General features: G+C 47.2%; 38 protein-coding genes. 35 read left to right on the top strand and 3 right to left on the bottom strand.

Annotated features, from left to right (window positions below; all coding sequences use genetic code 11):
• Position 1 precedes the first annotated feature (1 nt).
• From rpsC to BW931_RS11550, 30 genes are all read left to right on the top strand, one after another.
• On the top strand, positions 2–643 hold the full coding sequence (gene rpsC, locus BW931_RS11695; RefSeq protein ID WP_076572504.1) for a 30S ribosomal protein S3: 642 nt from the start codon (positions 2–4) through the stop codon (positions 641–643).
• 18 nt (positions 644–661) lie between these two features.
• Complete coding sequence (gene rplP / locus BW931_RS11690) at positions 662–1,096, top strand: 50S ribosomal protein L16 (RefSeq protein ID WP_076572502.1); 435 nt, start codon at positions 662–664, stop codon at positions 1,094–1,096.
• Entirely contained in the window at positions 1,086–1,286 is a 201-nt protein-coding gene (rpmC, locus tag BW931_RS11685) for a 50S ribosomal protein L29 (RefSeq protein ID WP_008592538.1), read from the top strand. Before rplP ends, rpmC begins: the two co-directional genes overlap by 11 nt.
• 24 nt (positions 1,287–1,310) lie before the next feature.
• Positions 1,311–1,574 carry a 30S ribosomal protein S17 gene (rpsQ, locus tag BW931_RS11680; RefSeq protein ID WP_008592540.1) on the top strand — a complete coding sequence of 88 codons (264 nt, stop codon included), beginning with the start codon at positions 1,311–1,313 and terminating at the stop codon, positions 1,572–1,574.
• Between the two features lie 41 nt (positions 1,575–1,615).
• On the top strand, positions 1,616–1,984 hold the full coding sequence (gene rplN / locus BW931_RS11675; RefSeq protein WP_076572500.1) for a 50S ribosomal protein L14: 369 nt from the start codon (positions 1,616–1,618) through the stop codon (positions 1,982–1,984).
• Between the two features lie 37 nt (positions 1,985–2,021).
• Positions 2,022–2,333: a 50S ribosomal protein L24 gene (gene rplX, locus BW931_RS11670; RefSeq protein WP_008592543.1), complete on the top strand. Its 312-nt coding sequence runs from the start codon at positions 2,022–2,024 to the stop codon at positions 2,331–2,333.
• A gap of 27 nt (positions 2,334–2,360) precedes the next feature.
• Entirely contained in the window at positions 2,361–2,900 is a 540-nt protein-coding gene (gene rplE / locus BW931_RS11665; protein ID WP_076572498.1) for a 50S ribosomal protein L5, read from the top strand.
• A 25-nt stretch (positions 2,901–2,925) separates the two neighbouring features.
• Entirely contained in the window at positions 2,926–3,111 is a 186-nt protein-coding gene (locus tag BW931_RS11660) for a type Z 30S ribosomal protein S14 (RefSeq protein WP_008592548.1), read from the top strand.
• A 29-nt stretch (positions 3,112–3,140) separates the two neighbouring features.
• On the top strand, positions 3,141–3,539 hold the full coding sequence (gene rpsH, locus BW931_RS11655) for a 30S ribosomal protein S8 (RefSeq protein WP_008592551.1): 399 nt from the start codon (positions 3,141–3,143) through the stop codon (positions 3,537–3,539).
• A gap of 30 nt (positions 3,540–3,569) precedes the next feature.
• The gene (rplF, locus tag BW931_RS11650) at positions 3,570–4,106 is read left to right on the top strand and encodes a 50S ribosomal protein L6 (RefSeq protein WP_076572496.1); all 537 of its coding nucleotides are present in this window, start codon (positions 3,570–3,572) and stop codon (positions 4,104–4,106) included.
• A gap of 29 nt (positions 4,107–4,135) precedes the next feature.
• Positions 4,136–4,498 (top strand): 50S ribosomal protein L18, encoded by a 363-nt coding sequence (gene rplR / locus BW931_RS11645; RefSeq protein WP_008592554.1) that lies wholly within the window; start codon positions 4,136–4,138, stop codon positions 4,496–4,498.
• 20 nt (positions 4,499–4,518) lie between these two features.
• Entirely contained in the window at positions 4,519–5,016 is a 498-nt protein-coding gene (gene rpsE / locus BW931_RS11640) for a 30S ribosomal protein S5 (protein WP_008592556.1), read from the top strand.
• 17 nt (positions 5,017–5,033) lie between these two features.
• Positions 5,034–5,216, top strand: coding sequence for a 50S ribosomal protein L30 (gene rpmD / locus BW931_RS11635; RefSeq protein WP_008592558.1), 183 nt, complete (start codon positions 5,034–5,036; stop codon positions 5,214–5,216).
• 27 nt (positions 5,217–5,243) lie between these two features.
• On the top strand, positions 5,244–5,684 hold the full coding sequence (gene rplO / locus BW931_RS11630) for a 50S ribosomal protein L15 (RefSeq protein ID WP_008592559.1): 441 nt from the start codon (positions 5,244–5,246) through the stop codon (positions 5,682–5,684).
• Positions 5,684–6,976: a preprotein translocase subunit SecY gene (gene secY / locus BW931_RS11625; RefSeq protein WP_076572494.1), complete on the top strand. Its 1,293-nt coding sequence runs from the start codon at positions 5,684–5,686 to the stop codon at positions 6,974–6,976. Before rplO ends, secY begins: the two co-directional genes overlap by 1 nt.
• Positions 6,977–7,013: 37 nt before the next feature.
• Positions 7,014–7,664, top strand: a complete 651-nt coding sequence (locus BW931_RS11620; protein ID WP_008592564.1) for an adenylate kinase — start codon at positions 7,014–7,016, stop codon at positions 7,662–7,664.
• A gap of 212 nt (positions 7,665–7,876) precedes the next feature.
• Positions 7,877–8,212 carry a KOW domain-containing RNA-binding protein gene (locus tag BW931_RS11615; protein WP_076572491.1) on the top strand — a complete coding sequence of 112 codons (336 nt, stop codon included), beginning with the start codon at positions 7,877–7,879 and terminating at the stop codon, positions 8,210–8,212.
• A complete protein-coding gene (infA, locus tag BW931_RS11610; RefSeq protein ID WP_008592569.1) occupies positions 8,190–8,408 on the top strand; it encodes a translation initiation factor IF-1 in 219 nt (72 codons plus the stop codon). The genes BW931_RS11615 and infA overlap by 23 nt, the downstream gene beginning before the upstream one ends.
• 33 nt (positions 8,409–8,441) lie before the next feature.
• A complete protein-coding gene (rpmJ, locus tag BW931_RS11605) occupies positions 8,442–8,555 on the top strand; it encodes a 50S ribosomal protein L36 (RefSeq protein ID WP_076572489.1) in 114 nt (37 codons plus the stop codon).
• 24 nt (positions 8,556–8,579) lie between these two features.
• Complete coding sequence (gene rpsM, locus BW931_RS11600) at positions 8,580–8,945, top strand: 30S ribosomal protein S13 (RefSeq protein WP_008592572.1); 366 nt, start codon at positions 8,580–8,582, stop codon at positions 8,943–8,945.
• Positions 8,946–8,969: 24 nt separating this feature from the next.
• Positions 8,970–9,365 carry a 30S ribosomal protein S11 gene (rpsK, locus tag BW931_RS11595; RefSeq protein WP_008592574.1) on the top strand — a complete coding sequence of 132 codons (396 nt, stop codon included), beginning with the start codon at positions 8,970–8,972 and terminating at the stop codon, positions 9,363–9,365.
• 172 nt (positions 9,366–9,537) lie between these two features.
• Positions 9,538–10,482, top strand: a complete 945-nt coding sequence (locus tag BW931_RS11590) for a DNA-directed RNA polymerase subunit alpha (RefSeq protein WP_008592576.1) — start codon at positions 9,538–9,540, stop codon at positions 10,480–10,482.
• A gap of 36 nt (positions 10,483–10,518) precedes the next feature.
• The gene (rplQ, locus tag BW931_RS11585) at positions 10,519–10,875 is read left to right on the top strand and encodes a 50S ribosomal protein L17 (protein WP_008592578.1); all 357 of its coding nucleotides are present in this window, start codon (positions 10,519–10,521) and stop codon (positions 10,873–10,875) included.
• A 127-nt stretch (positions 10,876–11,002) separates the two neighbouring features.
• Positions 11,003–11,839 (top strand): energy-coupling factor ABC transporter ATP-binding protein, encoded by an 837-nt coding sequence (locus BW931_RS11580; RefSeq protein WP_008592580.1) that lies wholly within the window; start codon positions 11,003–11,005, stop codon positions 11,837–11,839.
• Positions 11,815–12,687 (top strand): energy-coupling factor ABC transporter ATP-binding protein, encoded by an 873-nt coding sequence (locus tag BW931_RS11575; RefSeq protein ID WP_076572487.1) that lies wholly within the window; start codon positions 11,815–11,817, stop codon positions 12,685–12,687. The genes BW931_RS11580 and BW931_RS11575 overlap by 25 nt, the downstream gene beginning before the upstream one ends.
• Positions 12,680–13,477: an energy-coupling factor transporter transmembrane component T family protein gene (locus BW931_RS13415; RefSeq protein WP_008592584.1), complete on the top strand. Its 798-nt coding sequence runs from the start codon at positions 12,680–12,682 to the stop codon at positions 13,475–13,477. Before BW931_RS11575 ends, BW931_RS13415 begins: the two co-directional genes overlap by 8 nt.
• Positions 13,478–13,483: 6 nt before the next feature.
• Entirely contained in the window at positions 13,484–14,224 is a 741-nt protein-coding gene (gene truA, locus BW931_RS13410; protein ID WP_008592586.1) for a tRNA pseudouridine(38-40) synthase TruA, read from the top strand.
• Between the two features lie 181 nt (positions 14,225–14,405).
• Positions 14,406–14,843, top strand: a complete 438-nt coding sequence (gene rplM, locus BW931_RS11560; protein ID WP_008592588.1) for a 50S ribosomal protein L13 — start codon at positions 14,406–14,408, stop codon at positions 14,841–14,843.
• 31 nt (positions 14,844–14,874) lie between these two features.
• Entirely contained in the window at positions 14,875–15,267 is a 393-nt protein-coding gene (gene rpsI, locus BW931_RS11555; protein WP_008592590.1) for a 30S ribosomal protein S9, read from the top strand.
• Positions 15,268–15,599: 332 nt separating this feature from the next.
• Positions 15,600–16,625 (top strand): alpha/beta hydrolase, encoded by a 1,026-nt coding sequence (locus BW931_RS11550; RefSeq protein WP_076572485.1) that lies wholly within the window; start codon positions 15,600–15,602, stop codon positions 16,623–16,625.
• Positions 16,626–16,786: 161 nt separating this feature from the next.
• On the opposite strand, the gene BW931_RS11545 is transcribed toward BW931_RS11550, so the two are convergent.
• The 3 genes from BW931_RS11545 to BW931_RS13705 all read right to left on the bottom strand — a co-directional run bounded on the left by BW931_RS11545 (position 16,787) and on the right by BW931_RS13705 (position 18,648).
• On the bottom strand, positions 16,787–17,032 hold the full coding sequence (locus BW931_RS11545) for a DUF3006 domain-containing protein (protein ID WP_076572483.1): 246 nt from the start codon (positions 17,030–17,032) through the stop codon (positions 16,787–16,789).
• An 11-nt stretch (positions 17,033–17,043) separates the two neighbouring features.
• A complete protein-coding gene (locus BW931_RS13710) occupies positions 17,044–17,613 on the bottom strand; it encodes a helix-hairpin-helix domain-containing protein (RefSeq protein ID WP_234972633.1) in 570 nt (189 codons plus the stop codon).
• Positions 17,614–17,721: 108 nt separating this feature from the next.
• Positions 17,722–18,648: an S-layer homology domain-containing protein gene (locus tag BW931_RS13705; protein WP_234972632.1), complete on the bottom strand. Its 927-nt coding sequence runs from the start codon at positions 18,646–18,648 to the stop codon at positions 17,722–17,724.
• Positions 18,649–18,863: 215 nt separating this feature from the next.
• Here BW931_RS13705 and BW931_RS11535 point away from each other — a divergent pair, with 215 nt between their 5' ends.
• The 5 genes from BW931_RS11535 (at position 18,864) to BW931_RS11515 (ending at position 24,245) form a co-directional block, all read left to right on the top strand.
• Positions 18,864–19,697 (top strand): fumarylacetoacetate hydrolase family protein, encoded by an 834-nt coding sequence (locus tag BW931_RS11535; protein ID WP_008592758.1) that lies wholly within the window; start codon positions 18,864–18,866, stop codon positions 19,695–19,697.
• A 75-nt stretch (positions 19,698–19,772) separates the two neighbouring features.
• On the top strand, positions 19,773–21,170 hold the full coding sequence (locus BW931_RS11530; RefSeq protein WP_008592760.1) for a hypothetical protein: 1,398 nt from the start codon (positions 19,773–19,775) through the stop codon (positions 21,168–21,170).
• A 16-nt stretch (positions 21,171–21,186) separates the two neighbouring features.
• Positions 21,187–22,329 (top strand): MFS transporter, encoded by a 1,143-nt coding sequence (locus tag BW931_RS11525; protein ID WP_076572481.1) that lies wholly within the window; start codon positions 21,187–21,189, stop codon positions 22,327–22,329.
• A gap of 100 nt (positions 22,330–22,429) precedes the next feature.
• A complete protein-coding gene (locus tag BW931_RS11520) occupies positions 22,430–23,485 on the top strand; it encodes an Mrp/NBP35 family ATP-binding protein (RefSeq protein WP_076572479.1) in 1,056 nt (351 codons plus the stop codon).
• A gap of 163 nt (positions 23,486–23,648) precedes the next feature.
• Positions 23,649–24,245, top strand: a complete 597-nt coding sequence (locus tag BW931_RS11515; protein ID WP_008592766.1) for a KinB-signaling pathway activation protein — start codon at positions 23,649–23,651, stop codon at positions 24,243–24,245.
• Positions 24,246–24,582 lie beyond the last annotated feature (337 nt).

The following is a 24,582-nucleotide window of genomic DNA, read 5'->3' as shown; positions in this document are numbered from 1 at the left end:
AGTGGGCCAAAAAGTTAATCCGATAGGTTTCCGTGTCGGTGTCATTCGCGACTGGGAGTCGAAATGGTACGCAGACAACGAATATGCAAACCTTCTCCACGAAGATATTGAAATCCGTGAATATATCGAGAAACGTCTAAGCGAAGCTTCTGTATCTACTATCGAGATCGAACGTGCTGCGAACCGCGTAAACGTAACGATCCATACCGCAAAACCTGGAATGGTTATCGGTAAAGGTGGTTCCGAAGTGGAAGCTCTACGTAAAGAATTGAACAACCGCACAGGCAAACGAGTTCACATCAACATTATCGAGGTTAAAAAGCCTGATCTTGATGCTACTCTCGTATCTGATAGTATCGCCAAGCAGCTGGAAAACCGCGTATCTTTCCGTCGTGCACAAAAGCAGAGCATTCAACGCTCCATGCGTGCAGGTGCCAAAGGTATCCGTACTCAAGTTTCCGGTCGTCTCGGCGGAGCTGACATCGCCCGTGCTGAATACTACAGTGAAGGAACTGTACCACTACACACATTGCGTGCAGATATCGACTATGGTACTGCAGAAGCTAACACCATGTACGGTAAACTGGGTGTTAAAGTGTGGATTTATCGTGGCGAAGTTCTTCCAACTAAAGGCAATCAATAAGAAAGGGGGAACCGCATTATGTTAATGCCAAAACGTGTTAAATATCGTCGTCAACATCGTCCAAGTCTGAAAGGCCGCGCAAAAGGCGGAACTTCTGTAGCGTTTGGTGAATATGGACTTCAGGCTGTAGATCCGGCATGGATCACCGCCCGTCAGATCGAAGCTTCCCGTATTGCCATGACCCGTTACATGAAGCGTAGCGGTAAAGTATGGATCAAAATCTTCCCTGACAAGCCATATACATCGAAGCCCCTCGAAGTTCGTATGGGTTCCGGTAAAGGTGCTCCGGAAGGTTTTATCGCAGTTGTTAAACCAGGAAAAATCATGTTCGAAATCGCAGGGGTATCGGAAGATGTAGCGCGCGAAGCGTTGCGTCTGGCTTCTCATAAGCTCCCGATTCGTACTAAATTTGTAAAACGTGAAGAAATTGGTGGTGAAATCAATGAAGGCTAATGAAATCCGCGAACTAACCACTGCCGAAATTGAACAGAAGGTAAAGTCTCTTAAAGAAGAACTTTTTAATCTGCGTTTCCAACTGGCTACAGGCCAACTTGAGAACACTGCTCGCATTCGTCAGGTTCGCAAGTCCATCGCCCGTATGAAGACAGTTGCACGCGAACGTGAACTAAGCACGAACAATTAATAATGGAGAGGAGGACACCCTCACATGGCTGAACGTAATAATCGTAAAGTATATACTGGTCGCGTTGTGTCCGACAAAATGGACAAAACGATCACTGTACTTGTTGAAACGTATAAATTCCACAAGCTTTACGGCAAGCGTGTTAAATATTCCAAGAAATTTAAAACGCATGACGAAAACAACCAGGCGAAACAGGGAGACGTGGTACGCATCATGGAAACCCGCCCTCTATCCGCTACAAAACGTTTCCGTCTCGTAGAAGTAATCGAAGAAGCAGTTACTATCTAAAAAGATGATTCGGAGATATTCCGAAGGGAGGTTACACGTAAATGATCCAACAGGAATCACGTCTAAAAGTTGCAGACAACTCTGGTGCACGCGAGATCCAAACCATTAAAGTGCTGGGCGGTTCCGGTCGTAAGACTGCGAACATCGGTGATGTCATCACTGCTACGGTTAAACAAGCAACACCAGGGGGCGTTGTTAAAAAAGGTGAAGTTGTTCAGGCTGTCATCGTACGTACGAAAAGTGGTGCACGTCGTAAAGACGGCTCTTACATTCGTTTCGACGAAAACGCTGCGGTTATCGTCCGTGAAGATAAAGGACCGAGAGGAACCCGTATTTTCGGACCAGTAGCCCGTGAACTTCGTGAACACAAATTCATGAAGATCGTTTCACTAGCTCCGGAAGTTCTATAAAAAATCAAGAAAGCCGTGGTAAGGAGGTGCGCGAAGTATGCACGTAAAAAAAGGTGACAAAGTCATGGTTATCTCTGGAAAAGATAAAGGAAAGCAAGGTACGGTACTTGAAGCTTACCCTAAGAAAGAACGTGTCCTCGTTGAAGGTGTCAACGAAGTGAAAAAGCACGCTCAGCCTTCTCAGGATAATCCTCAGGGCGGTATCCTTACTCAGGAAGCAGCTATCCATGTATCCAACGTTCTACCGATCGATCCTAAGTCCGGTGAACCGACAAGAATCGGTCATAAGACAGAGAATGGTAAAAAGGTTCGTATCGCGAAAAAATCCGGTGAAGCACTAGATAAATAATCCAACTGGCGAAAGGAGGGCTTACCGATGAACGAACTTCAACAGAAATATCAAAAAGAAATTGTTCCATCCCTTATGGAAAAGTTCAACTACGATTCCGTAATGGAAACTCCGAAAATTGAAAAGATCGTTATCAACATGGGTGTAGGCGATGCTGTGCAGAACGCTAAAGCACTTGATAACGCGGTAGAGGAACTGGAGCTTATCTCCGGTCAAAAACCGATGGTAACGAAAGCGAAGAAATCTATCGCTGGATTCCGTCTTCGTGAAGGAATGCCAATCGGAGCTAAAGTTACTCTGCGCGGAGAGCGCATGTACGAATTCTTTCAGAAGTTGATCGCCGTGTCATTGCCACGTGTCCGTGACTTCCGTGGTATCTCCAAGAAAGCATTCGACGGCCGCGGTAACTACACTCTAGGTGTGAAAGAACAATTGATTTTCCCGGAAGTCGACTATGACAAAGTTAACAAAGTACGTGGTATGGATATTGTTATCGTTACCAGTGCTGAATCAGACGAAGAGTCTCGTGAACTATTAGCTCAGTTCGGTATGCCGTTTAAAAACTAAGAACTGACTATAAGGAGGGAAAATAGTGGCTAAAAAATCAATGGTTGCGAAACAACAGCGCAAACAGAAATTCCAGGTACGCGAATACACTCGTTGTGAACGTTGCGGACGTCCGCATTCCGTACTTCGTAAATTCAAGTTGTGCCGTATATGTTTCCGCGAACTAGCATATAAAGGACAAATTCCTGGCGTCAAAAAAGCCAGCTGGTAAACCCGAGGACTGGGAAGGAGGTAAAAGTTATGACAATGACAGATCCAATTGCAGATATGCTGACTCGTATTCGTAACGCGAATATGGTACGTCACGAGAAGTTGGAGCTACCGGCTTCTAACCTGAAAAGAGAGATCGCTGATATCCTTAAACGTGAGGGTTTCATTCGTGACTATGAACAGGTAGAGGATGGTAAGCAGGGCATACTTCGTATTTTCATGAAGTACAGCCAGACAGAGCAGAAAGTAATTTCAGGCATCAAGAAGATTTCGAAACCGGGTCTTCGTGTGTATGCACAAGCTGACGAAGTGCCGAGAGTTCTTAACGGCCTTGGTATTGCAGTCGTTTCCACATCAAAAGGTGTTTTGACAGATAAAGAAGCACGTGCACAAGCTATCGGTGGCGAAGTGCTTGCTTACATCTGGTAAGAAAACAGATACGAACAGGAGGTGTAATGAATGTCACGTATTGGTGTATTACCAATTGAACTGCCTGAAGGTGTAGAAGTCACCCAGGAAAATAGCAGAGTTGCAGTAAAAGGACCAAAAGGGGAACTGGCTACCACTATCTCCGACGAAATGACCGTGAAACAGGAAGACAACGTTCTTACTGTAGAGCGTCCGAGTGATAAGCAGGAGCATAAAGCTCTCCACGGTACAACACGCAGCCTGATCAATAACATGGTTGTAGGAGTGTCCCAGGGTTTTGAAAAAGCACTTGAAATCCGCGGTGTCGGATATCGTGCTCAAAAACAGGGTGAAAAAGTAACCGTAAACGCCGGCTACTCCCACCCGGTAGAAATCGAAAACCGCGAAGGTATCGATATCGAAGTTCCTACGAACACTAGAATCGTCATCAAAGGCATTGATAAAGAGCTCGTCGGAGCAGTGGCCGCTAACATCCGTGCGATTCGTCCTCCTGAGCCTTACAAAGGTAAAGGGATCCGTTACGAGAACGAAACTGTCCGTACTAAAGAAGGTAAGACAGCTAAATAAGGTGTCAGGGTAAGAAAGGAGTGACTTAAATGATCTCAAAGACCGATAAAAACACTATGCGTAAGAAACGTCATGCACGTGTCCGTAAGAACATCTCCGGTACTGCGGAGCGTCCACGTCTGAACGTTTATCGTTCCAACAACCATATTTACGCACAATTGATCGATGATGTGAGCGAAACGACAGTAGCCAGTGCATCGACAATGGACAAAGGGTTCGACCTTGATCGTGGCGGCAACGTTGAAGCTGCTAAACGCATTGGTCAGCTCGTTGCAGAACGTGCGAAAGAAAAAGGCTATGAAACAGTAGTATTCGACCGCGGTGGTTATCTTTATCACGGCCGTGTACAAGCTTTGGCCGATGCAGCTCGTGAAGCTGGACTACAATTTTAATCGTAAAAGGAGGGACATGTATGAGTACAAAGATTGACCCTAACAAACTAGATCTTGAAGAGCGCGTTGTTACGATCAACCGCGTTGCGAAAGTGGTAAAAGGTGGACGTCGTTTCCGTTTTGCCGCACTTGTAGTAGTGGGCGACAAAGACGGTCATGTCGGTTTCGGTACTGCCAAAGCGCAGGAAGTTCCGGACGCCATCAAAAAAGCAATTGATGATGCGAAAAAGAACCTGGTAACTGTACCAATTAAAAATACAACGATTCCTCACGAAATTCACGGTCGCTTCGGCGCCGGTAACGTGCTGTTGAAACCGGCCGCAGAAGGTACCGGTGTTATCGCAGGCGGACCTGTCCGTGCCGTACTCGAACTTGCAGGTGTGCAGGACATCCTTTCGAAGTCTCTTGGCTCGAACACGCCAATCAACATGATCCGTGCTACTATCAAGGGTCTTACTGAATTGAAGCGTGCCGAAGATGTGGCAAGACTTCGTGGGAAATCCGTGGAAGAACTGTAGGATAGGAGGGAAATACAATGGCTCAAAAGTTAGAAGTTACCCTCACGCGCAGTGTAATCGGCCGTCCGCAGGACCAGAAGGACACCGTTAAAGCGCTAGGACTTAATAAAATTCGCCAGTCAGTAGTCGTAGAAGACAATCCGGCTATGCGTGGAATGGTCAATAAGATTTCACACCTGGCTGATGTAAAAGAAGTATAATCAATTTATAAATAAGGAGGTGCTCACATGAAACTTCATGAACTACATTCCAAAGTAGGGTCCCGTCAAAAACGTAACCGCGTAGGACGTGGGATGGCTTCCGGTAACGGAAAAACATCCGGTCGTGGACACAAAGGACAGGGTCAGCGCTCCGGGAGCAAAATCCGTCCAGGTTTCGAAGGTGGCCAAATGCCTTTATTCCAACGCGTGCCTAAGCGTGGTTTCACGAACATTCACCGTACGGAATATACAGTTGTGAACTTAGAGACTTTGAATCGTTTCGAAGAAGGCACGGAAGTAACTCCGGAGCTTCTGCTTGAAACAGGTACTGTCAGCAAAGTAAAAGCTGGTGTTAAGATCCTAGGAAAAGGTAACATTGATAGGAAACTCACAGTAAAAGCTCATAAGTTCTCGGCTTCTGCCAAAGAAGCAATCGAAGCGGCGGGCGGTCAAACTGAGGTGATTTAATGTTCCGGACAATCTCCAATTTTATGCGCGTGGGTGATCTCCGGCGAAAAATCATTTTCACCCTGCTTATGCTTATCGTATTCCGGATGGGGGCCTTTATCCCCGTGCCGTTTACAAATAATGAAGCGATCAACTTCATGGATGAACAGAATGCTTTCGGCTTTCTGAATACATTCGGAGGTGGGGCATTACAGAACTTCTCTATCTTTGCGATGGGGATTATGCCTTACATCACTGCTTCCATTATCATGCAGCTTCTGCAGATGGACGTCGTTCCTAAATTTGCAGAGTGGAAAAAGCAGGGGGAAGTGGGACGCCGGAAATTAGCTCAGTTTACCCGCTATGGAACTATTGTCCTTGCCTTCATACAGGCCATTGGTATGTCCATTGGTTTCAATGCCATGGCAGGAGGTCAGCTGATCTCAAACCCTGGTATTCCCCAGTTCGCAGCTATTGCGCTCGTACTGACAGGCGGGACTGCATTCCTTATGTGGCTTGGTGAGCAAATCACTTCCCATGGCGTAGGAAATGGGATTTCAATTTTAATTTTCGCAGGTATTGTTGCTGCAATTCCGAATGGTGTGAACCAGTTGTATGATCAGTATATAACTGGCGCAGGAGAGGAACTCTTCATCAACCTCGTCATCGTGGCTCTCATTGCTCTTGTGATTGTTGCAGTTATTGTGGGAGTCGTGTTCATTCAGCAGGCGCTGCGTAAAATCCCTATTCAGTATGCAAAACGTCAGGTAAACAGATCTCCAGTCGGTGGGCATTCCACCCACTTGCCGATCAAAGTGAACGCTGCTGGAGTTATTCCAGTCATATTCGCGATTTCTTTCATTATTGCTCCAAGAACGATAGCCGGATTCTTTGAAAATAGCGAGATCGCTTCTACGATCGAGTACATTTTCAATTATGAGAACTGGCCGGGTATGATTATTTATGTAGCGCTTATCATAGCGTTCACATACTTCTATACGTTTGTGCAGGTGAACCCTGAACAAATGGCTGAAAACCTTAAGAAACAAGGCGGGTATATCCCGGGGATACGTCCCGGTGCGAATACGGAGAAGTATTTGACACGGGTTATGTACCGTTTAACCTTCGTAGGATCACTCTTTTTGGCGGCTGTATCTGTCCTTCCGATTATTCTTGGCTCCCTTGCAGGGCTTCCGCCAAGCATACAGATCGGAGGAACTGGTCTCTTGATCGTGGTAGGTGTAGCACTGAATACGATGAAGCAACTGGAAGGTCAGCTGGTGAAGCGACACTATAAAGGCTTCATTAAATAAATAGTGTAAAACTAAGATACGGGAGAGAGGGAAAAAGTTGAATTTAATTTTGATGGGTCTCCCTGGAGCCGGAAAAGGCACCCAGGCCGAGAAAATAGTCGAAAAATATAACATTCCTCATATCTCTACCGGAGATATGTTCCGCTCAGCTATCAAAGAAGGCACAGAACTAGGCAAAGAAGCTAAATCATATATGGATGAAGGGGCGCTGGTTCCGGATGAGGTCACGATCGGAATCGTCCGCGAACGTCTCAGCAAGCCGGACTGCCAGAAAGGATTCCTCCTTGACGGTTTCCCGCGCACGCTTGAACAGGCAGAAGCTCTTGAGAATCTGCTTGGAGAGCTGGAGACATCTCTCGACTATGTGCTTCACATAGATGTTCCACAAACAATACTTGTGGACCGGTTGACCGGCAGGAGAGTCTGCCCTGAATGTGGAGCTACGTACCACGTTCAATTCAATCCTCCGAAAACACCAGGCAAATGCGATAACGACGGTGCTGTTCTTATCCAGAGGGAAGACGATCAGCCGGAAACAGTGAAAAACCGACTCGAAGTGAACGTGGAACAGGCTCAGCCTCTTCTGGACTTTTACGAAGAGAAGGGCTATCTCGTTACGGTAGAGGGCAACAGAAATATCGAGGAAGTATTCAACGATATTGATGAACGCCTTCAGCATCTTTCTTAAGGTGAAACAGAGAACCCGGAGTAAATGAGGGTTGCCATGGATGGGCACGGTAACCTTTCACGTAATAGCGAAACTTTTTTCTTGAAATTGAAAGTGTTCCTTGTTATGTTCAAAGTTAGTGTCCGAAAGTGGTAATGCGAAACGGCAGGAGCTTGTAGTTCCTCTCCGACGCGATTACTGTGTTTATTACTTTAAATGAAGGTGATCGTACTGTGAGCGAATCGGAATCGAGTCCGCGAATAGGTCAAATTGTTCGTATTGAGCGTGGACGGGAAGCAGGTCAATATGCGGTAGTCATTGATAAACTTGAAGATGGCGCTGTAATGCTTGCTGACGGAGAGAAGAGGAAATACGACAGGCCGAAGAAGAAGAACATGCAGCATGTGTCCTGCACGAGCTTCATCTCTCCGGAAGTCCAAAGCAGCCTTCTGGAAACAGGTCGTGTCACAAACGGCAAGCTTCGATTTGCTGTTAGTAAATATATCAATGAACTGGTGACTGATTTAGAGAAGGGAGAGCAACTCGATGGCGAAAGAAGATGTAATTGAAATTGAAGGAACCGTAGTGGAGACATTGCCGAACGCTCAGTTCAAAGTCGAACTTGAGAATCAGCATACGGTACTTGCTCACGTCTCCGGTAAAATACGCATGAACTTCATCCGTATTCTTCCAGGTGATAAAGTGACAGTGGAACTGTCCCCGTATGATCTTACTAAAGGACGGATAACGTACCGTTACAAATAGAATAAGCTCCGATATAACAAGGAGGTATGAATGATGAAGGTAAGGGCTTCTGTTAAGAAGATTTGTGATAAATGTAAAGTCGTTCGTCGTAATGGCAAAGTAATGGTAATCTGTGATCACCCGAAACACAAACAGAAACAAGGTTAATAAAAAAGGAGGTGCACGTTCCCTATGGCACGTATAGCAGGTGTTGATATCCCTCGTGATAAGCGAATTTCTATCTCATTGACTTATGTTTACGGAATCGGTAAATCCCTGGCAAGTCAAATTGTACAGGATGCCGGAGTAGATGAATCTACCCGTGTCCGTGATCTTACGGAAGATGAACTTACGAAAATTCGTACTGAACTGAACAACTACAACGTCGAAGGTGACCTTCGTCGTGAGAACTCCCTTAACGTTAAGCGTCTGATTGAAATCGGCTCTTACCGTGGGCTTCGTCACCGTCGTGGTCTTCCAAGTCGCGGCCAGAAGACGAAAAACAACTCCCGTACCCGTAAAGGTCCTCGTCGTACAGTAGCAAACAAACGTAAATAATCAATTGATAAAGGAGGTATAGTTATGGTAGCACGTAAGAACACCCGTACCCGGAAACGTCGCGTGAAAAAGAATGTGGAGAGTGGTATTGCTCATATCCGCTCTACTTTCAACAACACGATTATCACGATTACAGATGTGCAAGGTAATGTGATCAGCTGGAGCAGTGCCGGAACTCTCGGTTTCAAAGGCTCCCGTAAATCTACTCCATTTGCAGCACAAATGGCTGCAGAAACTTCTGCAAAAGAAGCTATGGATAACGGCATGAAAGATCTTGAAGTAGCTGTTAAAGGGCCTGGCGCCGGCCGTGAAGCGGCTATCCGCTCCATCCAGGCAGTAGGTATCGAAATCACAGCTATCAGAGATGTAACGCCGGTTCCACACAACGGTTGCCGTCCACCGAAACGTCGTCGCGTGTAATTATAGTCTGAATTGTTTTATCGCCCTCTTTAAGGGTTATAACCACCAATAACAGCCATGCGTTTAACCTTAGAGATGCAGTTTACTGGTAGAGGGGCTGCCTGCCTGAGGAATTTCGGTTGGACTTCTGTCTGACCGGGGTTTCGACGTTTTGAAGGAGGTTTTTGTGTAAATGATCGAAATTGAGAAACCAAACATTGAAACGGTGGAGATCAGCGATGATTCTACTTTTGGTAAATTCGTCGTCGAGCCGCTTGAGCGTGGGTATGGTACAACACTAGGTAACTCCTTGCGTCGTATCCTATTATCCTCCCTTCCCGGTGCCGCTGTGACATCTGTACAAATTGACGGGGTCCTTCATGAATTTTCGACGATCGAAGGTGTCATGGAAGACGTAACCACTGTCGTTTTGAATCTGAAGAAACTTGCTCTGAAGATTTATTCTGATGATGAGAAGACTTTGGAAATCGATGTCCAGGGTGAAGGAAAAGTCACCGCTGCTGATATTACTCATGATAGTGACGTTGAAGTACTGAATCCGGAACTTCACATCGCTACCCTTGATAGTAATACGAATCTGCGTATGCGTATTACAGCTGAAAGCGGTCGAGGATATCGCCCGGCTGAAGGGAACAACCACGAAGATTTACCAATAGGAGTAATTCCGGTTGACTCTATCTTTACCCCTGTCTCCCGTGTAACGTATCAGGTGGAGAACACCCGTATCGGGCACATCTCCAACTACGATAAACTTACACTGGATGTATCGACGGATGGCAGCATCCGTCCGGAAGAGGCGATCTCTTTAGGGGCTAAAGTATATATGGAGCATTTGAACATCTTCGTCGGATTGACGGATGAAGCGAAAAATGCCGAAATTATGGTAGAAAAAGAAGAAGATCAGAAAGAAAAAGTTCTTGAGATGACGATCGAAGAACTGGATCTCTCGGTTCGTTCTTACAACTGCCTGAAACGTGCTGGTATCAACACGGTTCAGGAGCTGGCTAATAAGAGTGAAGACGATATGATGAAAGTCCGTAACCTCGGCAGAAAATCGTTGGAAGAAGTTAAGCACAAACTGAATGAACTTAACCTTGGCCTTCGTAAAGAAGACTGACGATAAAGAGGAAACATCTGAAAAGGAGGGTTATCGATGAGAAAACTAGGTCGTAAAACAGAACACCGTGTGGCAATGATGCGCAATCTCACCACGGATCTGATTATCCATGAACGTCTGGAAACAACGGAAGCGAAAGCGAAAGAACTTCGTTCCTCTGTAGAAAAAATGATTACACTTGGTAAGCGTGGCGACTTGCATGCACGCCGCCAGGCAGAGTCGTTCCTTTACAAGCAGGATGCAGACGAAGAAGGAGCCGAAACTGCTCTTCAGAAGCTGTTCTCTGACGTTGGTCCGCGTTATGCAGACCGTCAGGGCGGTTACACTCGTGTATTGAAACTTGATGCGCGTAAAGGTGACGGCGCAAAAATGGCGATTATCGAACTTGTATAAAGTCTGATAATAGCGAAAGGGCAGGACGGTATCTCATTCGTGAGGTTAACTCCAGCCCTTTTTTTGTGCAGGAAGTTAGTTGATTTCCACCCTATTTCCCGGGAAATAGCAAAGAGGAGGCCAGGAAATGAAGGACAGGATAGAATTTGAAGGTGTGACGTTCCGCTACCAGGAAGACGCCCCGCCCGTGTTGAAAGATGTCGATTTTTTCATCGAGAAAGGCGAGTGGGTGGCGATTATCGGTCACAACGGGTCCGGCAAGTCGACGATTGCCAAATTGATGAATGGGCTCCTCTTTGCCGAAAACGGGAAAGTCAGTGTGGACGGTATGAGTGTGAACCCGGAGTCTGTGTGGGAAATCAGAAAAAAAGTGGGGATGGTTTTTCAGAACCCCGACAACCAGTTTGTCGGCACGACTGTCCGGGATGACATTGCATTCGGTATGGAAAACCAGGGAGTGCCAAGGGAAGAAATGGTGGAGAAAGTAGCCGGAAGTCTGAGGGATGTACAGATGGAAACCTATGAGAACCACGAACCTCACCGGCTCTCCGGAGGCCAGAAGCAGCGTGTGGCCATTGCTGGAGTACTGGCGATTGCGCCTGATTATATGCTGCTCGACGAGGCTACAGCTATGCTCGATCCGAAAGGTCGTCAGGAAATACTGAAAACGGTCCGGGACGTTCAGGAAAAGTCGAATATGTCTCTCGTGACCATTACCCATGACTTGCGGGAGATTGTGGCAGCGGACAGGGTGATCGTAATGAACAAAGGGGAAGTGTGGTTCGAAGGCACCCCGCGGGAAGTGTTTGCCCATAAAGACTCCCTTTCCTTCATCGGCCTTGATGTGCCGTTTGTAGCAAAGCTGACGGAGGAGATGAAACAGTACGGCGTTTCTTTTCGGAAGGAACCGCTAAATCATGAGGAGATGGTGGAGGAGCTATGGAACTTACATTCAACGAAGTAACATATACATACAGCCCGGGGACGCCGTTTGAATTCAGAGCGCTCGAAAATCTCTCCTTTCATGTGCCTTCGGGATCGTATACTGCAATCATCGGGCATACCGGATCGGGGAAATCCACGCTTATCCAGCACATTAATGCGCTGTTGCAGCCGACTTTCGGAAGTGTGAAGGTCGGAGATTTCGTCATCGAAGCCGGAAGGAAAAATAAAAATTTACGCAGTCTGCGTGAAAAAACCGGCATCGTTTTTCAGTACCCGGAACACCAATTATTTGAGGAGACGGTGGAGAAAGACATCGCTTTCGGGCCGAAAAATTTCGGTGTGGATGAGGAAGAAATCAGGGAGCGGGTAAACAAAGCTCTTGAAGCCGTGCAGCTTCCGGAAGATATGAAAGAGAAGTCGCCGTTTGATTTAAGCGGCGGACAGATGAGAAGAGTGGCCATCGCGGGCGTGCTCGCCATGAAGCCGAAAGTGCTCGTTCTGGACGAGCCTACGGCGGGTCTTGATCCGAGGGGTCAAAAAGAAATGATGGATATGTTCTATTCCCTCCATGAGAGTGAGGAACTTACCACCGTACTTGTGACTCACAGTATGGAGGATGCCCTGACGTATGCCGACGAGGTCGTCATTTTGAATGAGGGCAGGAAATATATGCAGGGAGCACCGCTCGATGTGTTCAAAAGAAAAGAAGAACTGCGTCAGGTGCAGCTCGATATACCGGAAGTGCTCGAGTTCCTGGAGAAGATTGAGAAAGAGTTCGGTGTTTCGATCGAATACAACAAACAGCCCCTTGCTGAATTAGCAAAGGAACTCACATCCCGGCTGGGAAGGAGAGACGATTATGAATAATTCGATGATCATCGGGCAGTATGTCCCGGGTACTTCTCTCATTCATCGATTGGATCCGAGGACGAAAATTCTCGTTATTTTCTTTTTCGTCATTATCGTATTCTTTGCTAATTCCGTGTGGAGCTACAGTATTCTCACCGCCTTCGCCATAGGGACTGCCCTTGCCACGAGAGTCCCGCTGTCGTTTATTGTGAAAGGCCTGAAACCCGTATGGTTTCTGATCGTTTTCACTTTCCTCCTGCACCTGTTCGTTTCAAGGCAGGGGGATATACTATTCTCGGTGCTCGGCTTTCCGTTTTATGAAGAGTCACTGATCCAGGGCGGGACGCTGTCCTTGCGTTTCTTCCTGCTTATTCTGTTCACGTCGTTACTGACGTTGACGACGTCTCCGATAGAAATTACGGATGCTATCGAGTATCTGCTTCATCCGTTGAAAAAACTGCGCTTCCCTGTCCACGAACTGGCACTGATGATGTCAATCTCCCTGCGTTTTATTCCGACGCTTATGCAGGAAGCGGAGAAGATATCAAAAGCCCAGGCTTCCCGGGGCGTGGATTTCCGTACCGGGAGTCTGAAAGACAGGATGAGCGCCGTCATCCCGCTCCTTATCCCTCTGTTTGTCAGTGCATTCAAGCGTGCCGAAGAGCTCGCGATGGCGATGGAAGCAAGAGGGTACCAGGGCGGGGAGGGCCGGACGAAGATCCGGGCCCTGCTTTTCCGGAAAAAAGATTACATCGTGTTTTTCTTGTTCTGTCTCATTATGGCGGCCACGATAGGAACGAGGGTGTGAAATATAATGAAACGGGTAAAATGTACAGTGGAATACGACGGCACCGGCTATTCGGGATTTCAGATCCAGCCTAACGGAAAAACGGTGCAGGAAGAGCTGGAGAAGGCGCTCCGAACTATGCATAAAGGAGAACACGTACGCATCATCGCTTCCGGGCGTACGGATGCCGGCGTCCATGCCAAAGGTCAGGTCTTCCATTTCGACACTTCTCTTGCAGTGCCTGAAAATCGCTGGGTGAGGGCGCTTGAGACCCTGCTTCCTTCTGATATTTATGTCAAACAGGCAGAATACGTGGAAGAAAGTTTCCACGCCCAGTTCGACGTCAAAGAGAAAGAGTATCGTTATTATGTAAGACCGGTCCGTTCCCGGGACGTGTTCCGTAGGAGAACGGTCTATCATCATCCCCGGAATCTTGACATAGAAAAAATGCAGGAAGCCGTAAAACAGTTTCTCGGCACTCACGATTTTACTGCATTCTGTTCGGCGAAGACTACGCTGAAAGGAAACAAAATCCGTACGGTATCCCGGGCAGAATTGAACGTAACAGGGGAAGAACTGGAGTTCATCGTAAGAGGAAACGGCTTTTTGTACAATATGGTCCGGATTATGATGGGTACCCTGCTTGAGATCGGGGAGGGGAAAAAAGAAATCGACACGATACCCCGGGCTCTTGCGGAACACAACCGCAGGCTCGCAGGTTTCACGACCCCCGGTCACGGCCTGTTTTTGTGGGAAGTGAGCTACTGATATTCTTTCCGGGAAAAAAGCAACGAATCCTGGTGTGCCTATTGACATTTGGTATGAAAATGTTATATGATATCTTGTGGCATTTAATTTCTATACCACGATTAGCCCCGGAAACTAATCGTATTGAAATATAAATCGAATCAGAGTAAAAATCTAATGAAAAATCAGGAGGGAACCCGACATGCGTACAACATTCATGGCTAATGAAGCAAACGTGGAACGCAAATGGTATGTTGTGGATGCAGCTGGACAGACACTTGGTCGTCTATCTACTGAAGTTGCTTCCATCCTTCGCGGAAAGCACAAAGCGACATACACTCCACACGTTGACACTGGCGATCACGTAATCATTATTAATGCAGAGAAAATCGAACTTTCAGGAAATAAGTGGCAGGATAAGAAATATTATCGTCACTCCAATCACCCAGGTGGTTTGAAAGTCCGTTCCGCTAACGAAATGCGCGAGAAATTCCCTGAGCGTATGCTGGAGAAATCCATCAAAGGCATGCTTCCAAAAGGAAGTCTCGGACGTAAGATGAGCAAAAAACTTCATGTCTACGCAGGTGAAAATCATAAGCACGAAGCACAACAACCAGAAGTTTACGAACTTCGCGGCTAATCATAGCTAATAACAAAGGAGGTAATTAAGAGTGGCACAAGTACAATACTCCGGCACGGGACGTCGTAAGAAGTCTACAGCACGCGTACGTCTAGTCCCAGGTACCGGCCAGGTAATCGTAAATAAAACTGATGCACAGGACTATTTCCCATTGGAAACTCTTCGTAAGATTTTGAACCAGCCTCTTGTCGTTACAGAAACACAAGGAAACTACGACGTTTACGCAAACGTTGACGGTGGTGGATTCACAGGTCAGGCAGGTGCGATCCGTCACGGTGTAGCACGTGCGCTTCTCGAAGCGGACCCTGAATACCGTACTCCACTGAAACGCGCTGGATTCCTTACTCGTGATGCACGTATGAAAGAGCGTAAGAAATACGGTCTTAAGAAAGCACGTCGTGCTCCACAGTTCTCGAAGCGTTAATAAGTTTTGTACACCAAAAATTGCCCTTCTTGCTCTTATTGAGCTGGGAGGGCTTTTTTGCGTTTAAATATATAACACGTTACCTTTCGCTGAAAATTTATCTGCTCCTGAGACATTTCATCTGTTTTTCCTCTTCGCTTCATACATCAAGCCGATGTAGATAGTTATCGGCATTTGATCGGGGATCCAACTGAGAGCCACTAACAATTTTACGCTATGGTTGGTATACTGTAGGTAAATGGCATTAGTCAACGATTGTGTCGGATTGTGGAACGATATTTTGGACAAGGTTGTCAGCGAAGAACGATAAAATGAACATTAGGAGAATACTAATGACTTCGCAACCTGTATCGAAAGGCTCCAAGTCCCAACGCAAAAAAATTTTCAGACGAATCGGTTTTTCCTTCGGCATTTCGGCAGTCGTTTTCCTTGGTGTGGTATTTAGTATGGTGCTGTTCAGCGAGACGGAAGCTCCGGAGGGAAACGACGGTGGTTTAAGTTTTGATACGCTTCAAACGGAGGAGAGCAAACTGCCACCACTGCATCAACACACCGCACGAGACGGGGAAAAATTGTCCTACCGTTATTATGAGGGAGAAGCCGATAAAACATTGATTCTCTTGCACGGATCCGCCTACCACAGCAGCTATCTTCAACCACTGGCCAGTCACTTATCCGAAAACGATGTTGCAAACGTCTATACTCCCGACTTCCGTGGGCACGGGCCACAGACGGAAAACAGGGGGGAGGCAGACTATATCGGTCAGCTTGAAGACGATATCAATGATTTCGTAAAGTATATCCGGAGCCAGCAGGAAGGTCCGCTTCTATTAGGTGGGCATTCAAGCGGTGGAGGAACAGTCATCCGGTATGCCGGAGGTGAGAATGAGCCGGTCGATGGCTATCTGATGTTATCCCCTTTCATTCATCACACAGCACCGACCTATCGCTCCGACAGTGAGTGGAGCAACGTTAATATGCCGCGTATGATCGGCTTGAGCATCTTAAACACGTTTGGAATTACGGTGTTAAATCACAAAGATGTGATTTCATTCAATATGCCGGAGGCCGTCAGGGATGGCACGGAAACGTTACGCTATAACTATGCTTTGCAAATTTCTATGCACGCCCGCAATGATTACGGAAAAGATATTGCAAGTTTGGAGAAACCATCCTTTGTCATGATTGGAACCGATGATCATGTGTCTAAACCGGAGGCATTCAAACCGTTATTCAACGAGTATTCACCGGAAACAAAGGTGAGCCTCTTGGAGGACACTTCCCATTTTGGTGTTGTGACAAGAAATGCTGCACACAAAACGATTGCCGGGTGGCTTGAACAATATGATGGTCCCTGACTCACGATTTTTTAAATGAACAGACACAACTCCGGCTGAGATTCATGTCAAATAGAACCAGGATGTATAACAAACAATACCCCTTTTCCGAAGAGTGTCGGAAAAGGGGTATTGTGTATCCGGAATATAAAATGATTTGAAAAGAGGGGCTTCCCCTTTATTCATTGATCATTCTTATTTTTAATCCTGGTCAATAAATCTTCTGCTTCCTGCCGGCGACTTTTTGTTTCTTCCCTTAAAGGCCGGTAGGTGTTTTTGTTTCCTGAGGTAATTTCCTCAACGATGTCCCCCTCATTTACTTCTTCGGTGAAGGAACTTACGGGCACATCTTTTTCCACCGTTTCCTCACCTTTCTTCAACAGGACGGCTGTCTTCCCTTCAAAGCGGTCGATGGTGTACTTGTTCATTGTGTCAGCTCCTATAAAGTGATGTAAGGCTTCATTTTATCAAGCGTGGTCGCTCCTATATATTTTACGTTGTCCAGTTCCTCAATACTTTGAAAAGGACCGTTGGCGTTGCGGTAGTCGATGATATATCCGGCAATGGAAGGGCCGACTCCGTCAATCGACTGAAGTGTTTCAGCATCGGCGGTATTAACGTTGACCGTGTCTGTGCTACCGTCGTTCTGGTTTCCGTCCGTTCCACAATTGTCCGTCCCGTCGAAAGGGGAGCCGTTCACATCGAAACTCTGACCGTCCGTCGTCACTGTAATCGTTCCGGTATCACACGTGGAGTAAAGTTCAGCTCCGAAATTACGCATACGATTCACGACGGTTTCATCCGGATGGCCGTAGTGGTTCGAGCCGTATGACAGAATGCCGACCTCTGCATCAACCTGCTGAGCCCACGCCCGGGACGTGGAAGTGGATGCCCCGTGGTGGCCGAGCTTTAAAATCTCTGCTTCTACGTCGTATTGATCGATCATTTCCTGTTCTATCTCCGTGGAAGCATCCCCGGTGAGCATATAATCGATACTCCCGTGGGACACTTTCAGGACTATAGAAGATTCGTTATTGTCGCCAGACCCGTCTTTGGCATTCAGTACCTGAATATCGAGTACGTCATCGAAATTCAGTATTTCGCCTTCTTTCGCTTCCTAAAACGGTATGTCTTTCCGGTCGATAACATTCAGGTATTCCATGTACGTATCTGTCGTGTGGGTCTTCCCGCTGTCCAGAACTTTCTTCACGTTCACCTGTTTCAGAACGTCGATCAGACCGCCAATATGATCGGCGTCCGGATGTGTAGCGACAAGCAAGTCTATGGTGCCGACGTCTTTTTTAGCTAAGTAATCCACCACTTCTTCGCCGGCTGATTTTCTCCCGCCGTCAATTAAGATGTTTTTCCCGGAGGGGGATTCCAGCAGGATACTGTCTCCCTGCCCCACGTCGATGAAATGTGCTTGGAAATCATCAAGGGCACGGAAGTCAGGATTTATGGTAGCGGAAAGAACTTTCGCGAATTGTGCCCGAGTAATATCGCTACGGGGTTTAAAAGTACCGTCCGGAAACCCGTTTATAATATTTTGGGTGTACAAGTCCAGTATGCTCTCCGTGGCCCAGGAGACTTCTTTGGCGTCGCTTATGCCGCCTCTTTTCCCATTCCTGTCGATGCTGTAAGCGCGATCGACCATGACGGAGGCTTCCGCCCTGCTTATGTTGTCCTCAGGGCGAACTTTGTTATTGTACCCTTCTAAAATGTTCTTTTCGTAAGCTATCGCCACTTCATCGTAATAGTATCTATGGTTGTTTAAATCTGTGAAGGGAGGATCGGACTCGGGAGTCGCCTCCGGATAAAGCTCGCGTACAAGCATGACGGCGACGTCGGCTCTCGTTATCTTTTCCCCCGGTTTAAATACGTTTCCGGGATAGCCGTTGATGACCCCTTCCCCAGAAAGGTACTGGATTTCTTTTTTGGCCCAGCTGACCTCTTCGATGTCACTGAACGAACCGGCACTTGCGGCGGGGGCGTTAAGTGAAAATAGCAGAGCAAGTAAAAAAAGCACAGGTGAGATTTTTTTCATTTGCTTAATACCCTCCTTTTTGATTATCTCGATTATAAGATAAAATAGGAGAAATTTGTTAGAAATAGATATAATTCACTGCGTATTTTTTAATTTCTGATGTATATGACACGTCAAAAATCAATTTCTACTTGCAAAGCGGGGAGCGTCCTGTTCCGCCCATGTTTCTCTTTTATGGTAAGATAGGGTGGAGAATGCAAAAGGAGGGGCAACCGTTGAAAATCGTAACTTTCTGGAACAGAGATACATGGTCACCGGGAGTGTACACCGATGAAGGAGTACGTGACTTCTCGGATAAAGTGAGTACCGTACCCGAACTTCTCATCTGGCTTGACCGGGATAAAGAAGCCGTACATACATATATTGCAGAGGCTCCTCTTATCAACGAAACGACACTGGGCCCCTGCGTGGACCGTCCGGAGAAGATCATCTGCAGCGGGCTGAACTACGAGAGACATGCGGAACGCTCCGGGATGGAAGCACCCGCCTATCCGCTTTTGTTCAATAAGTTCGCGAATGCCCTGACAGGTTCCCACACCTCTGTGGTGATTCCTGCCGACGCAAAAGAAATGGATTACGAAGCGGAACTCGCTATCGTTATCGGGAAGCAGGCGAAACACGTCAGCAAAGAGGAGGCGTTCGATTACGTAGCGGGCTACGCCCCGGCGAACGACTTGTCCGCCCGTGACCTGCAGTTCCGGACGAAGCAGTGGCTTGTCGGTAAATCACCGGACGGCTTCTGCCCGATCGGTCCATATCTCACTACCGCCGATGAAGCGGGAGATCCCGACCATCTTCAGATTCAGTGTCGGATGAACGGGGAACTTCGTCAGGATTCGAACACTTCCGATCTCATTTTTGACTGTGCTACGCTGATCAGCTACATTTCCACCTATATGACGCTCCAGCCGGGGGATGTTATTCTGACCGGTACGCCTGAGGGAGTCATTATGGAACTGGATGATAAACGATGGCTTGAGGACGGGGATGAGGTTGAAGTATCGATCGAAGGACTCGGCACGCTGGTAAATACGATGAAGAGAGGATAAGTTGACGGGTGCTACAGTCGTCAGCTTTTCTTTTTGTTATGCATGAACCGGATCAAAGGAAAGGAGGAGAGGGCGATGGCCTGGGGGTTACGTCTTACCGTCATTTTATATGCTGTTTTACATTTTTATACTTATTTTAACCCGCAGTCCTTCCTGCTGCCGCTATTAGCCGTTACGGGAGGCGGACTGTTTTTATTCGCATTCCTCCAGTACGGCATCGGGCGCTTCAAACTCCCGCTGCTTCTGTTCATCACTTCGCTCGTCATCACTGTCGCTTCCGACCATACGATCATGGAAAGCATGGAAGAGGGGTTTCTGACGATGCGCGGAATCATCGGTCTCCTGATCATCATACCTTTCATAAGTATCGTCCTCAGGGAAGAGGATTATTTATCCGCAATCCTCCAGTCCGTCCCGCGAATGATCGATTCCGCCGGGAAACTGTATACCGGTCTGACGTTTTTTACACAGGTGATTGCCCATTTCCTCCTGTTCGGCGTCATCCCGATGCTTTATGAATTCGTAAGTGATTTCCTGAAAAACAGAAGCGGTGAGGGCTGGGAGCGGTTTAAGAGTACCGCTCTGCTGCGCGGCTTCGGGCTTTCCACCCTGTGGGTGATCAGCATTCCGAGCTTTATTTTTGCTGTGGAGACGATGGAGGCTAATTTATGGCTTGCGATGCTGCAGGGTTTCTTTATTGCCATGGTCGGTACCGGCATCGCCTTTCTCTTTTCGAAACGTGAAGAAAAGAAATCCGGAATTTCGATGACAGCAGGGGTGCAGGAGGAGTTGAGCGAAGTTCTTCATCAAAAGATGGAAGGAAGCAGGGAGAGGACTTTCGAGTTCCTTGTTCTTTTCGCTTCTCTCTTTGGACCGATTTTCCTTCTTCATGCTATATTCGCAACCGATCTGATGGTTACCATCCCACTGGTCATCATAATATGGAGTCTGCTTTATTATATAGTGAAACGAAAAAGTGGAAAGCTCTGGCAGGAAGTGAAAAGGTTCGTAGTGGAGGATACCCCCGGAAAAGGGTATCAGCTCAGCATTATGCTCAGCGTCGGTACCCTCATTTATTCTTTGAATCAGACGGGTTTTGCCGAAAATGCCGTAGCTCTGCTTGAAGTGGTGGAGGGGCAGGTGCCGGTTATGAACTTCCTGAGTCTATTACCGTTCATTGTAGTGTTCCTCGGGTTTACGGGGCTCGGCCCTTTGACGGTAATGGTACTGGTAGCCGGTATTCTGACCAGTATCGACCTCCCTTATCCGCCTGAGCTGATTGTGCTCTCTGTCACTACAGGGAGTGTGATTTCCATTATCCTGTCTCCGATCATCCTGCCGGCTATTGCTTTGAGCGGATCGAACGGCATCAATTCATTCCGGAACAGTATCGTATACAACTGGAAATTCTCTCTCGTCTTTTATGCCGCGGCTCAAGTTTACGTGCAGAGTGCCGCCTATTTCGTAACATAGTTCTGGAGGAAACATCATGACAAAAATCCTGTATTTTATCATTATCGTTACATTCATGGATACATTCGTACAGCTGCCGATCATCGCTCCTTTTGCTGTGGAGCTTGGAGCCGGGGAAGTAATGGCCGGTCTGATTGTAGGAATCTACTCCTTCTCCAACATGTTCGGGAATATTATTGGAGGATACGGTGTGGATCGCCTCGGTCGGAAGAGGGTACTTCTGTTTGCGATGTTTTTCGTATTCTTCCTTCTTCTCGGCTATCCGCTCGTGACGACGGACGGGCAGCTGCTTGCCCTTCGCTTCGTCCACGGCTTGTTCGGAGGGATTCTCATCCCGGCATCTTTTGCCATAGTGGGGGACCTTACCCGGCGGAGAAACGGAGAGGCTTCGATGGCTTACACGGGGGCAGCTATCGGAATTGCCGCCATTGCAGGCCCGGCGATCGGAGGGATTGTAGCAGCCCGTTCGGAAATCTACTACGTGTTCCTCTTTGTGGCGGCACTTTTTCTGATCGCTTTTTTCCTCGGCTGGAAGTTTGTTCCCGTAACCCTGCCCGAAGAGAAAAAAGAAAGCAGTGCCCGGGAAGGATTCGGAGCACTTCTGAAAAATAAAACGTTATGGCAGGCGTCAGGCGCCGCCTTCGCTCTTATGGTAAGTAACGGGACACTCGCTTTTGCGCTTCCGTTTCAAGTGGAGAGTTTCGGTTTTCCTTCCTCTCTCGCCGGGGTGTTCTTAAGTGTTTTCGGAATTACGGCTCTCGTTATTTTTATAACTCCTCTGAACCGGGTGTACCGGGTATATTCCCCGCTTCTTCTGGCAGCGGGAGGTCTCGGCATCATCGGAGTGGCGCTGGTCGTTCTTTCGTTTACCGGCAGTGCCGTCTGGACCGTCGTGCTGATGGTTATGTACGGTATCGGCTTCGCTTTTCTTTTTCCGTCGATGAACGAGATGATCGCCCGTTCTTCCGAAGATTCGGAAAGAGGAAAAGCGTACGGTATCTTTTACGCCTTCTTCTCGCTCGGAGTAGTGGCGGGGTCTTCCGGTGCAGGGATATTGGAGAAATGGACCGGAGTACCATTTCTGATAAGCGGCAGTTTCATGATTGCAGTCGGAGTGGCGCTGGTAGTCAGCGGGAAGGCTCCCCGCCGCTCTTTCTGATTTTTTGAAAGAAAGCCCCGGAAGATATAAGCAAATTACTTAGAAAGCGTTTCACATATGTTATACTACGACTAGTGATTATAAAAGGATGGTGAACGACTTGGTAACAGAGGAAAGAATAAGAGAGATTCTGGAATCCATCGAGGATCCGTTTTTACATAAAACGTTCAAGGAAACAGAAGGAATACAGGAAATCAAGGTGAAGGAAGAGAAGGAACACGTCAGTGTAAAACTTCTTATCGCCAAGACGAATACCGCTGAGCAGATGGAACTGCAGCAAAGTATCGTCAATAAAATCAAGAGTGAGGGAGCCGCGACAGTCGGTCTTCGTTTCGATCAGCTCCCGGAAGAGACGCTTGAGAAGTTCCAGCCTGCAGCAGAGCAGGAAAAGGAAGCGAACCTTCTTGGTCAGACAGGGACTAAGTTTCTTACGATCGCAAGCGGGAAAGGCGGCGTAGGTAAATCCACGGTAACAGTGAACCTGGCGATTGCACTGGCCCGTCTCGGTAAAAAAGTCGGTATCATCGATGCAGACATCTATGGCTTCAGTGTACCGGACATGATGGGCGTGGAAAAACGCCCGGTCGTACGTGGAGAGAAGATCATTCCGGTGGAACGCTTTGATGTGAAACTCGTATCCATGGGCTTCTTCGTGGAAGATAACTCTCCTATTATCTGGCGTGGCCCGATGCTCGGTAAAATGCTTACAAGTTTCTTCAAGGAAGTGGAGTGGGGCGATCTCGACTATCTCCTTCTCGACCTGCCGCCGGGAACAGGAGACGTGGCACTGGATGTGCACTCCATGCTGCCTACTTCAAAAGAAATAATTGTAACGACGCCTCACCCGACAGCTGCTTTCGTCGCAGCCCGTGCCGGTCAGATGGCTATTCAGACCGAGCATGAAATCCTGGGAATTATCGAAAATATGGCTTATTTCGAAAGTAAAGAGACCGGGAATAAAGAGTTCGTCTTTGGGCGTGGCGGCGGCGTGAAGCTTGCCGAGCAGCTTAAGACAGGCGTTCTCGGCCATATTCCGCTGCAGCAGCCGTACGAAGAAGAGGATGTTTTTGCACCTTCCGTTTATCAGGAAGATCATCCGACCGGGCTCATCTACCGGAATATTGCTGCTAAAGTTATAGACAGCTACGAAGATTAAAGATACAGTTCAAAGCGTAAAGCCGGAAGACATTCCCGGCTTTACGCTTTCTTTTTATGAAGGAAGGATCGTAATTTTGAACATTTTGTGCCAGTAACCAAAAATCTTCCGCTTCGTGATAGAATACTTGAAGGTATGAAACAACAGTTTAGGGGGCAGCAATGTGAATTCTCGCAAATGGGTTCGGATGTTTATGACAACGCTGGCACTCGGAGGTACAGTAGTCCTTATAGCCAGCTTCTTTTTTCGGGCGGATGCTTATATGGAAGCACTGGATCCACTTCAAATAGGGGAACTGTTCGGTGTGCTCATCTTTTTCCTCGGGTACGGTCTGATATTCAGTGTAATCAGTCAAATGGGTTTTTTCGCATACTTAATGATCAATCAGTTTGCTACCGGTATGTTTCGCGGGTTCTGGCGGCCGCTGCAGGCATTTTTAATTATTTTCACTCTGTTCGACCTTGTATATTTTCGTTACCTGGCTTCGGATGACGGGAGTATCTGGGGATATCTCGCTACGGCGATCGGCCTCCTCGTGGCGTCCTATCTGGTAGCAAAAAGGAAAGTATATGAAACGAATAAAACTGCTTTCCTTCCGGCAATGTTTTTTATGACAGTCATTACGACGGTGGAGTGGCTGCCGGGACTTTATCTTGATGACAGTGCCTATACATGGCTGATGATTATCGGGCTTTTTATATGTAACTCTTATCAGCTTCTGTTGCTGCATCGCCTGGTCGGAACCGCAAAAGAGGCGTAACGTCTCTTTTGCGGTTTTTTCTCATCCTTGCCGGGATGGAAGCCTTCCATCGAAGGCTGGTGAGAAGAAATCAACAAAAAAATATTACAAAGGTATTGCGTTTTGAAATGAAACTGTGCTATATTATTAAACGTTGTCGGGAAAGAAGAAGACAACACAATAGAAAAACGACTGAATCTAAAAAAAGTGTTGACTTCATCAAGTCAGGCTGATATATTAGGTTTTGTCGCAAAAAAGACATCGATCTTTGAAAACTGAACAATGTTTTATGCCATGCGTCAATTTTTTGAACGAATTATGATTGAGCTAATCAATCTCTTTTATGGAGAGTTTGATC

Origin of the sequence: Salimicrobium salexigens (assembly GCF_900156705.1) — a bacterium.
GTDB classification, from domain to species: domain Bacteria; phylum Bacillota; class Bacilli; order Bacillales; family Halobacillaceae; genus Salimicrobium; species Salimicrobium album.
Note: the sequence above shows the minus strand (reverse complement) of the source record. Positions and strands in the feature narration are given on the sequence as shown.

What these genes read in the sequence shown, in the direction of transcription:
- BW931_RS11590 (WP_008592576.1), top strand. Translation starts at nt 9,538, where the DNA reads ATGATCGAAATTGAGAAACCAAACATTGAAACGGTGGAGATCAGCGAT.
- rpsM (WP_008592572.1), top strand. Translation starts at nt 8,580, where the DNA reads ATGGCACGTATAGCAGGTGTTGATATCCCTCGTGATAAGCGAATTTCT.
- rpsQ (WP_008592540.1), top strand. Translation starts at nt 1,311, where the DNA reads ATGGCTGAACGTAATAATCGTAAAGTATATACTGGTCGCGTTGTGTCC.
- rplQ (WP_008592578.1), top strand. Translation starts at nt 10,519, where the DNA reads ATGAGAAAACTAGGTCGTAAAACAGAACACCGTGTGGCAATGATGCGC.
- rplM (WP_008592588.1), top strand. Translation starts at nt 14,406, where the DNA reads ATGCGTACAACATTCATGGCTAATGAAGCAAACGTGGAACGCAAATGG.
- rpmC (WP_008592538.1), top strand. Translation starts at nt 1,086, where the DNA reads ATGAAGGCTAATGAAATCCGCGAACTAACCACTGCCGAAATTGAACAG.
- secY (WP_076572494.1), top strand. Translation starts at nt 5,684, where the DNA reads ATGTTCCGGACAATCTCCAATTTTATGCGCGTGGGTGATCTCCGGCGA.
- BW931_RS13415 (WP_008592584.1), top strand. Translation starts at nt 12,680, where the DNA reads ATGAATAATTCGATGATCATCGGGCAGTATGTCCCGGGTACTTCTCTC.
- rplN (WP_076572500.1), top strand. Translation starts at nt 1,616, where the DNA reads ATGATCCAACAGGAATCACGTCTAAAAGTTGCAGACAACTCTGGTGCA.
- rplO (WP_008592559.1), top strand. Translation starts at nt 5,244, where the DNA reads ATGAAACTTCATGAACTACATTCCAAAGTAGGGTCCCGTCAAAAACGT.
- rplF (WP_076572496.1), top strand. Translation starts at nt 3,570, where the DNA reads ATGTCACGTATTGGTGTATTACCAATTGAACTGCCTGAAGGTGTAGAA.
- rpmD (WP_008592558.1), top strand. Translation starts at nt 5,034, where the DNA reads ATGGCTCAAAAGTTAGAAGTTACCCTCACGCGCAGTGTAATCGGCCGT.
- rplR (WP_008592554.1), top strand. Translation starts at nt 4,136, where the DNA reads ATGATCTCAAAGACCGATAAAAACACTATGCGTAAGAAACGTCATGCA.
- BW931_RS11580 (WP_008592580.1), top strand. Translation starts at nt 11,003, where the DNA reads ATGAAGGACAGGATAGAATTTGAAGGTGTGACGTTCCGCTACCAGGAA.
- BW931_RS11550 (WP_076572485.1), top strand. Translation starts at nt 15,600, where the DNA reads ATGACTTCGCAACCTGTATCGAAAGGCTCCAAGTCCCAACGCAAAAAA.
- BW931_RS11530 (WP_008592760.1), top strand. Translation starts at nt 19,773, where the DNA reads ATGGCCTGGGGGTTACGTCTTACCGTCATTTTATATGCTGTTTTACAT.
- BW931_RS11545 (WP_076572483.1), bottom strand. Translation starts at nt 17,032, where the DNA reads ATGAACAAGTACACCATCGACCGCTTTGAAGGGAAGACAGCCGTCCTG.
- BW931_RS13705 (WP_234972632.1), bottom strand. Translation starts at nt 18,648, where the DNA reads ATGAAAAAAATCTCACCTGTGCTTTTTTTACTTGCTCTGCTATTTTCA.
- rpsH (WP_008592551.1), top strand. Translation starts at nt 3,141, where the DNA reads ATGACAATGACAGATCCAATTGCAGATATGCTGACTCGTATTCGTAAC.
- rplE (WP_076572498.1), top strand. Translation starts at nt 2,361, where the DNA reads ATGAACGAACTTCAACAGAAATATCAAAAAGAAATTGTTCCATCCCTT.
- rpsK (WP_008592574.1), top strand. Translation starts at nt 8,970, where the DNA reads ATGGTAGCACGTAAGAACACCCGTACCCGGAAACGTCGCGTGAAAAAG.
- infA (WP_008592569.1), top strand. Translation starts at nt 8,190, where the DNA reads ATGGCGAAAGAAGATGTAATTGAAATTGAAGGAACCGTAGTGGAGACA.
- BW931_RS11525 (WP_076572481.1), top strand. Translation starts at nt 21,187, where the DNA reads ATGACAAAAATCCTGTATTTTATCATTATCGTTACATTCATGGATACA.
- rplP (WP_076572502.1), top strand. Translation starts at nt 662, where the DNA reads ATGTTAATGCCAAAACGTGTTAAATATCGTCGTCAACATCGTCCAAGT.
- rpsE (WP_008592556.1), top strand. Translation starts at nt 4,519, where the DNA reads ATGAGTACAAAGATTGACCCTAACAAACTAGATCTTGAAGAGCGCGTT.
- rpmJ (WP_076572489.1), top strand. Translation starts at nt 8,442, where the DNA reads ATGAAGGTAAGGGCTTCTGTTAAGAAGATTTGTGATAAATGTAAAGTC.
- BW931_RS11575 (WP_076572487.1), top strand. Translation starts at nt 11,815, where the DNA reads ATGGAACTTACATTCAACGAAGTAACATATACATACAGCCCGGGGACG.
- rplX (WP_008592543.1), top strand. Translation starts at nt 2,022, where the DNA reads ATGCACGTAAAAAAAGGTGACAAAGTCATGGTTATCTCTGGAAAAGAT.
- truA (WP_008592586.1), top strand. Translation starts at nt 13,484, where the DNA reads ATGAAACGGGTAAAATGTACAGTGGAATACGACGGCACCGGCTATTCG.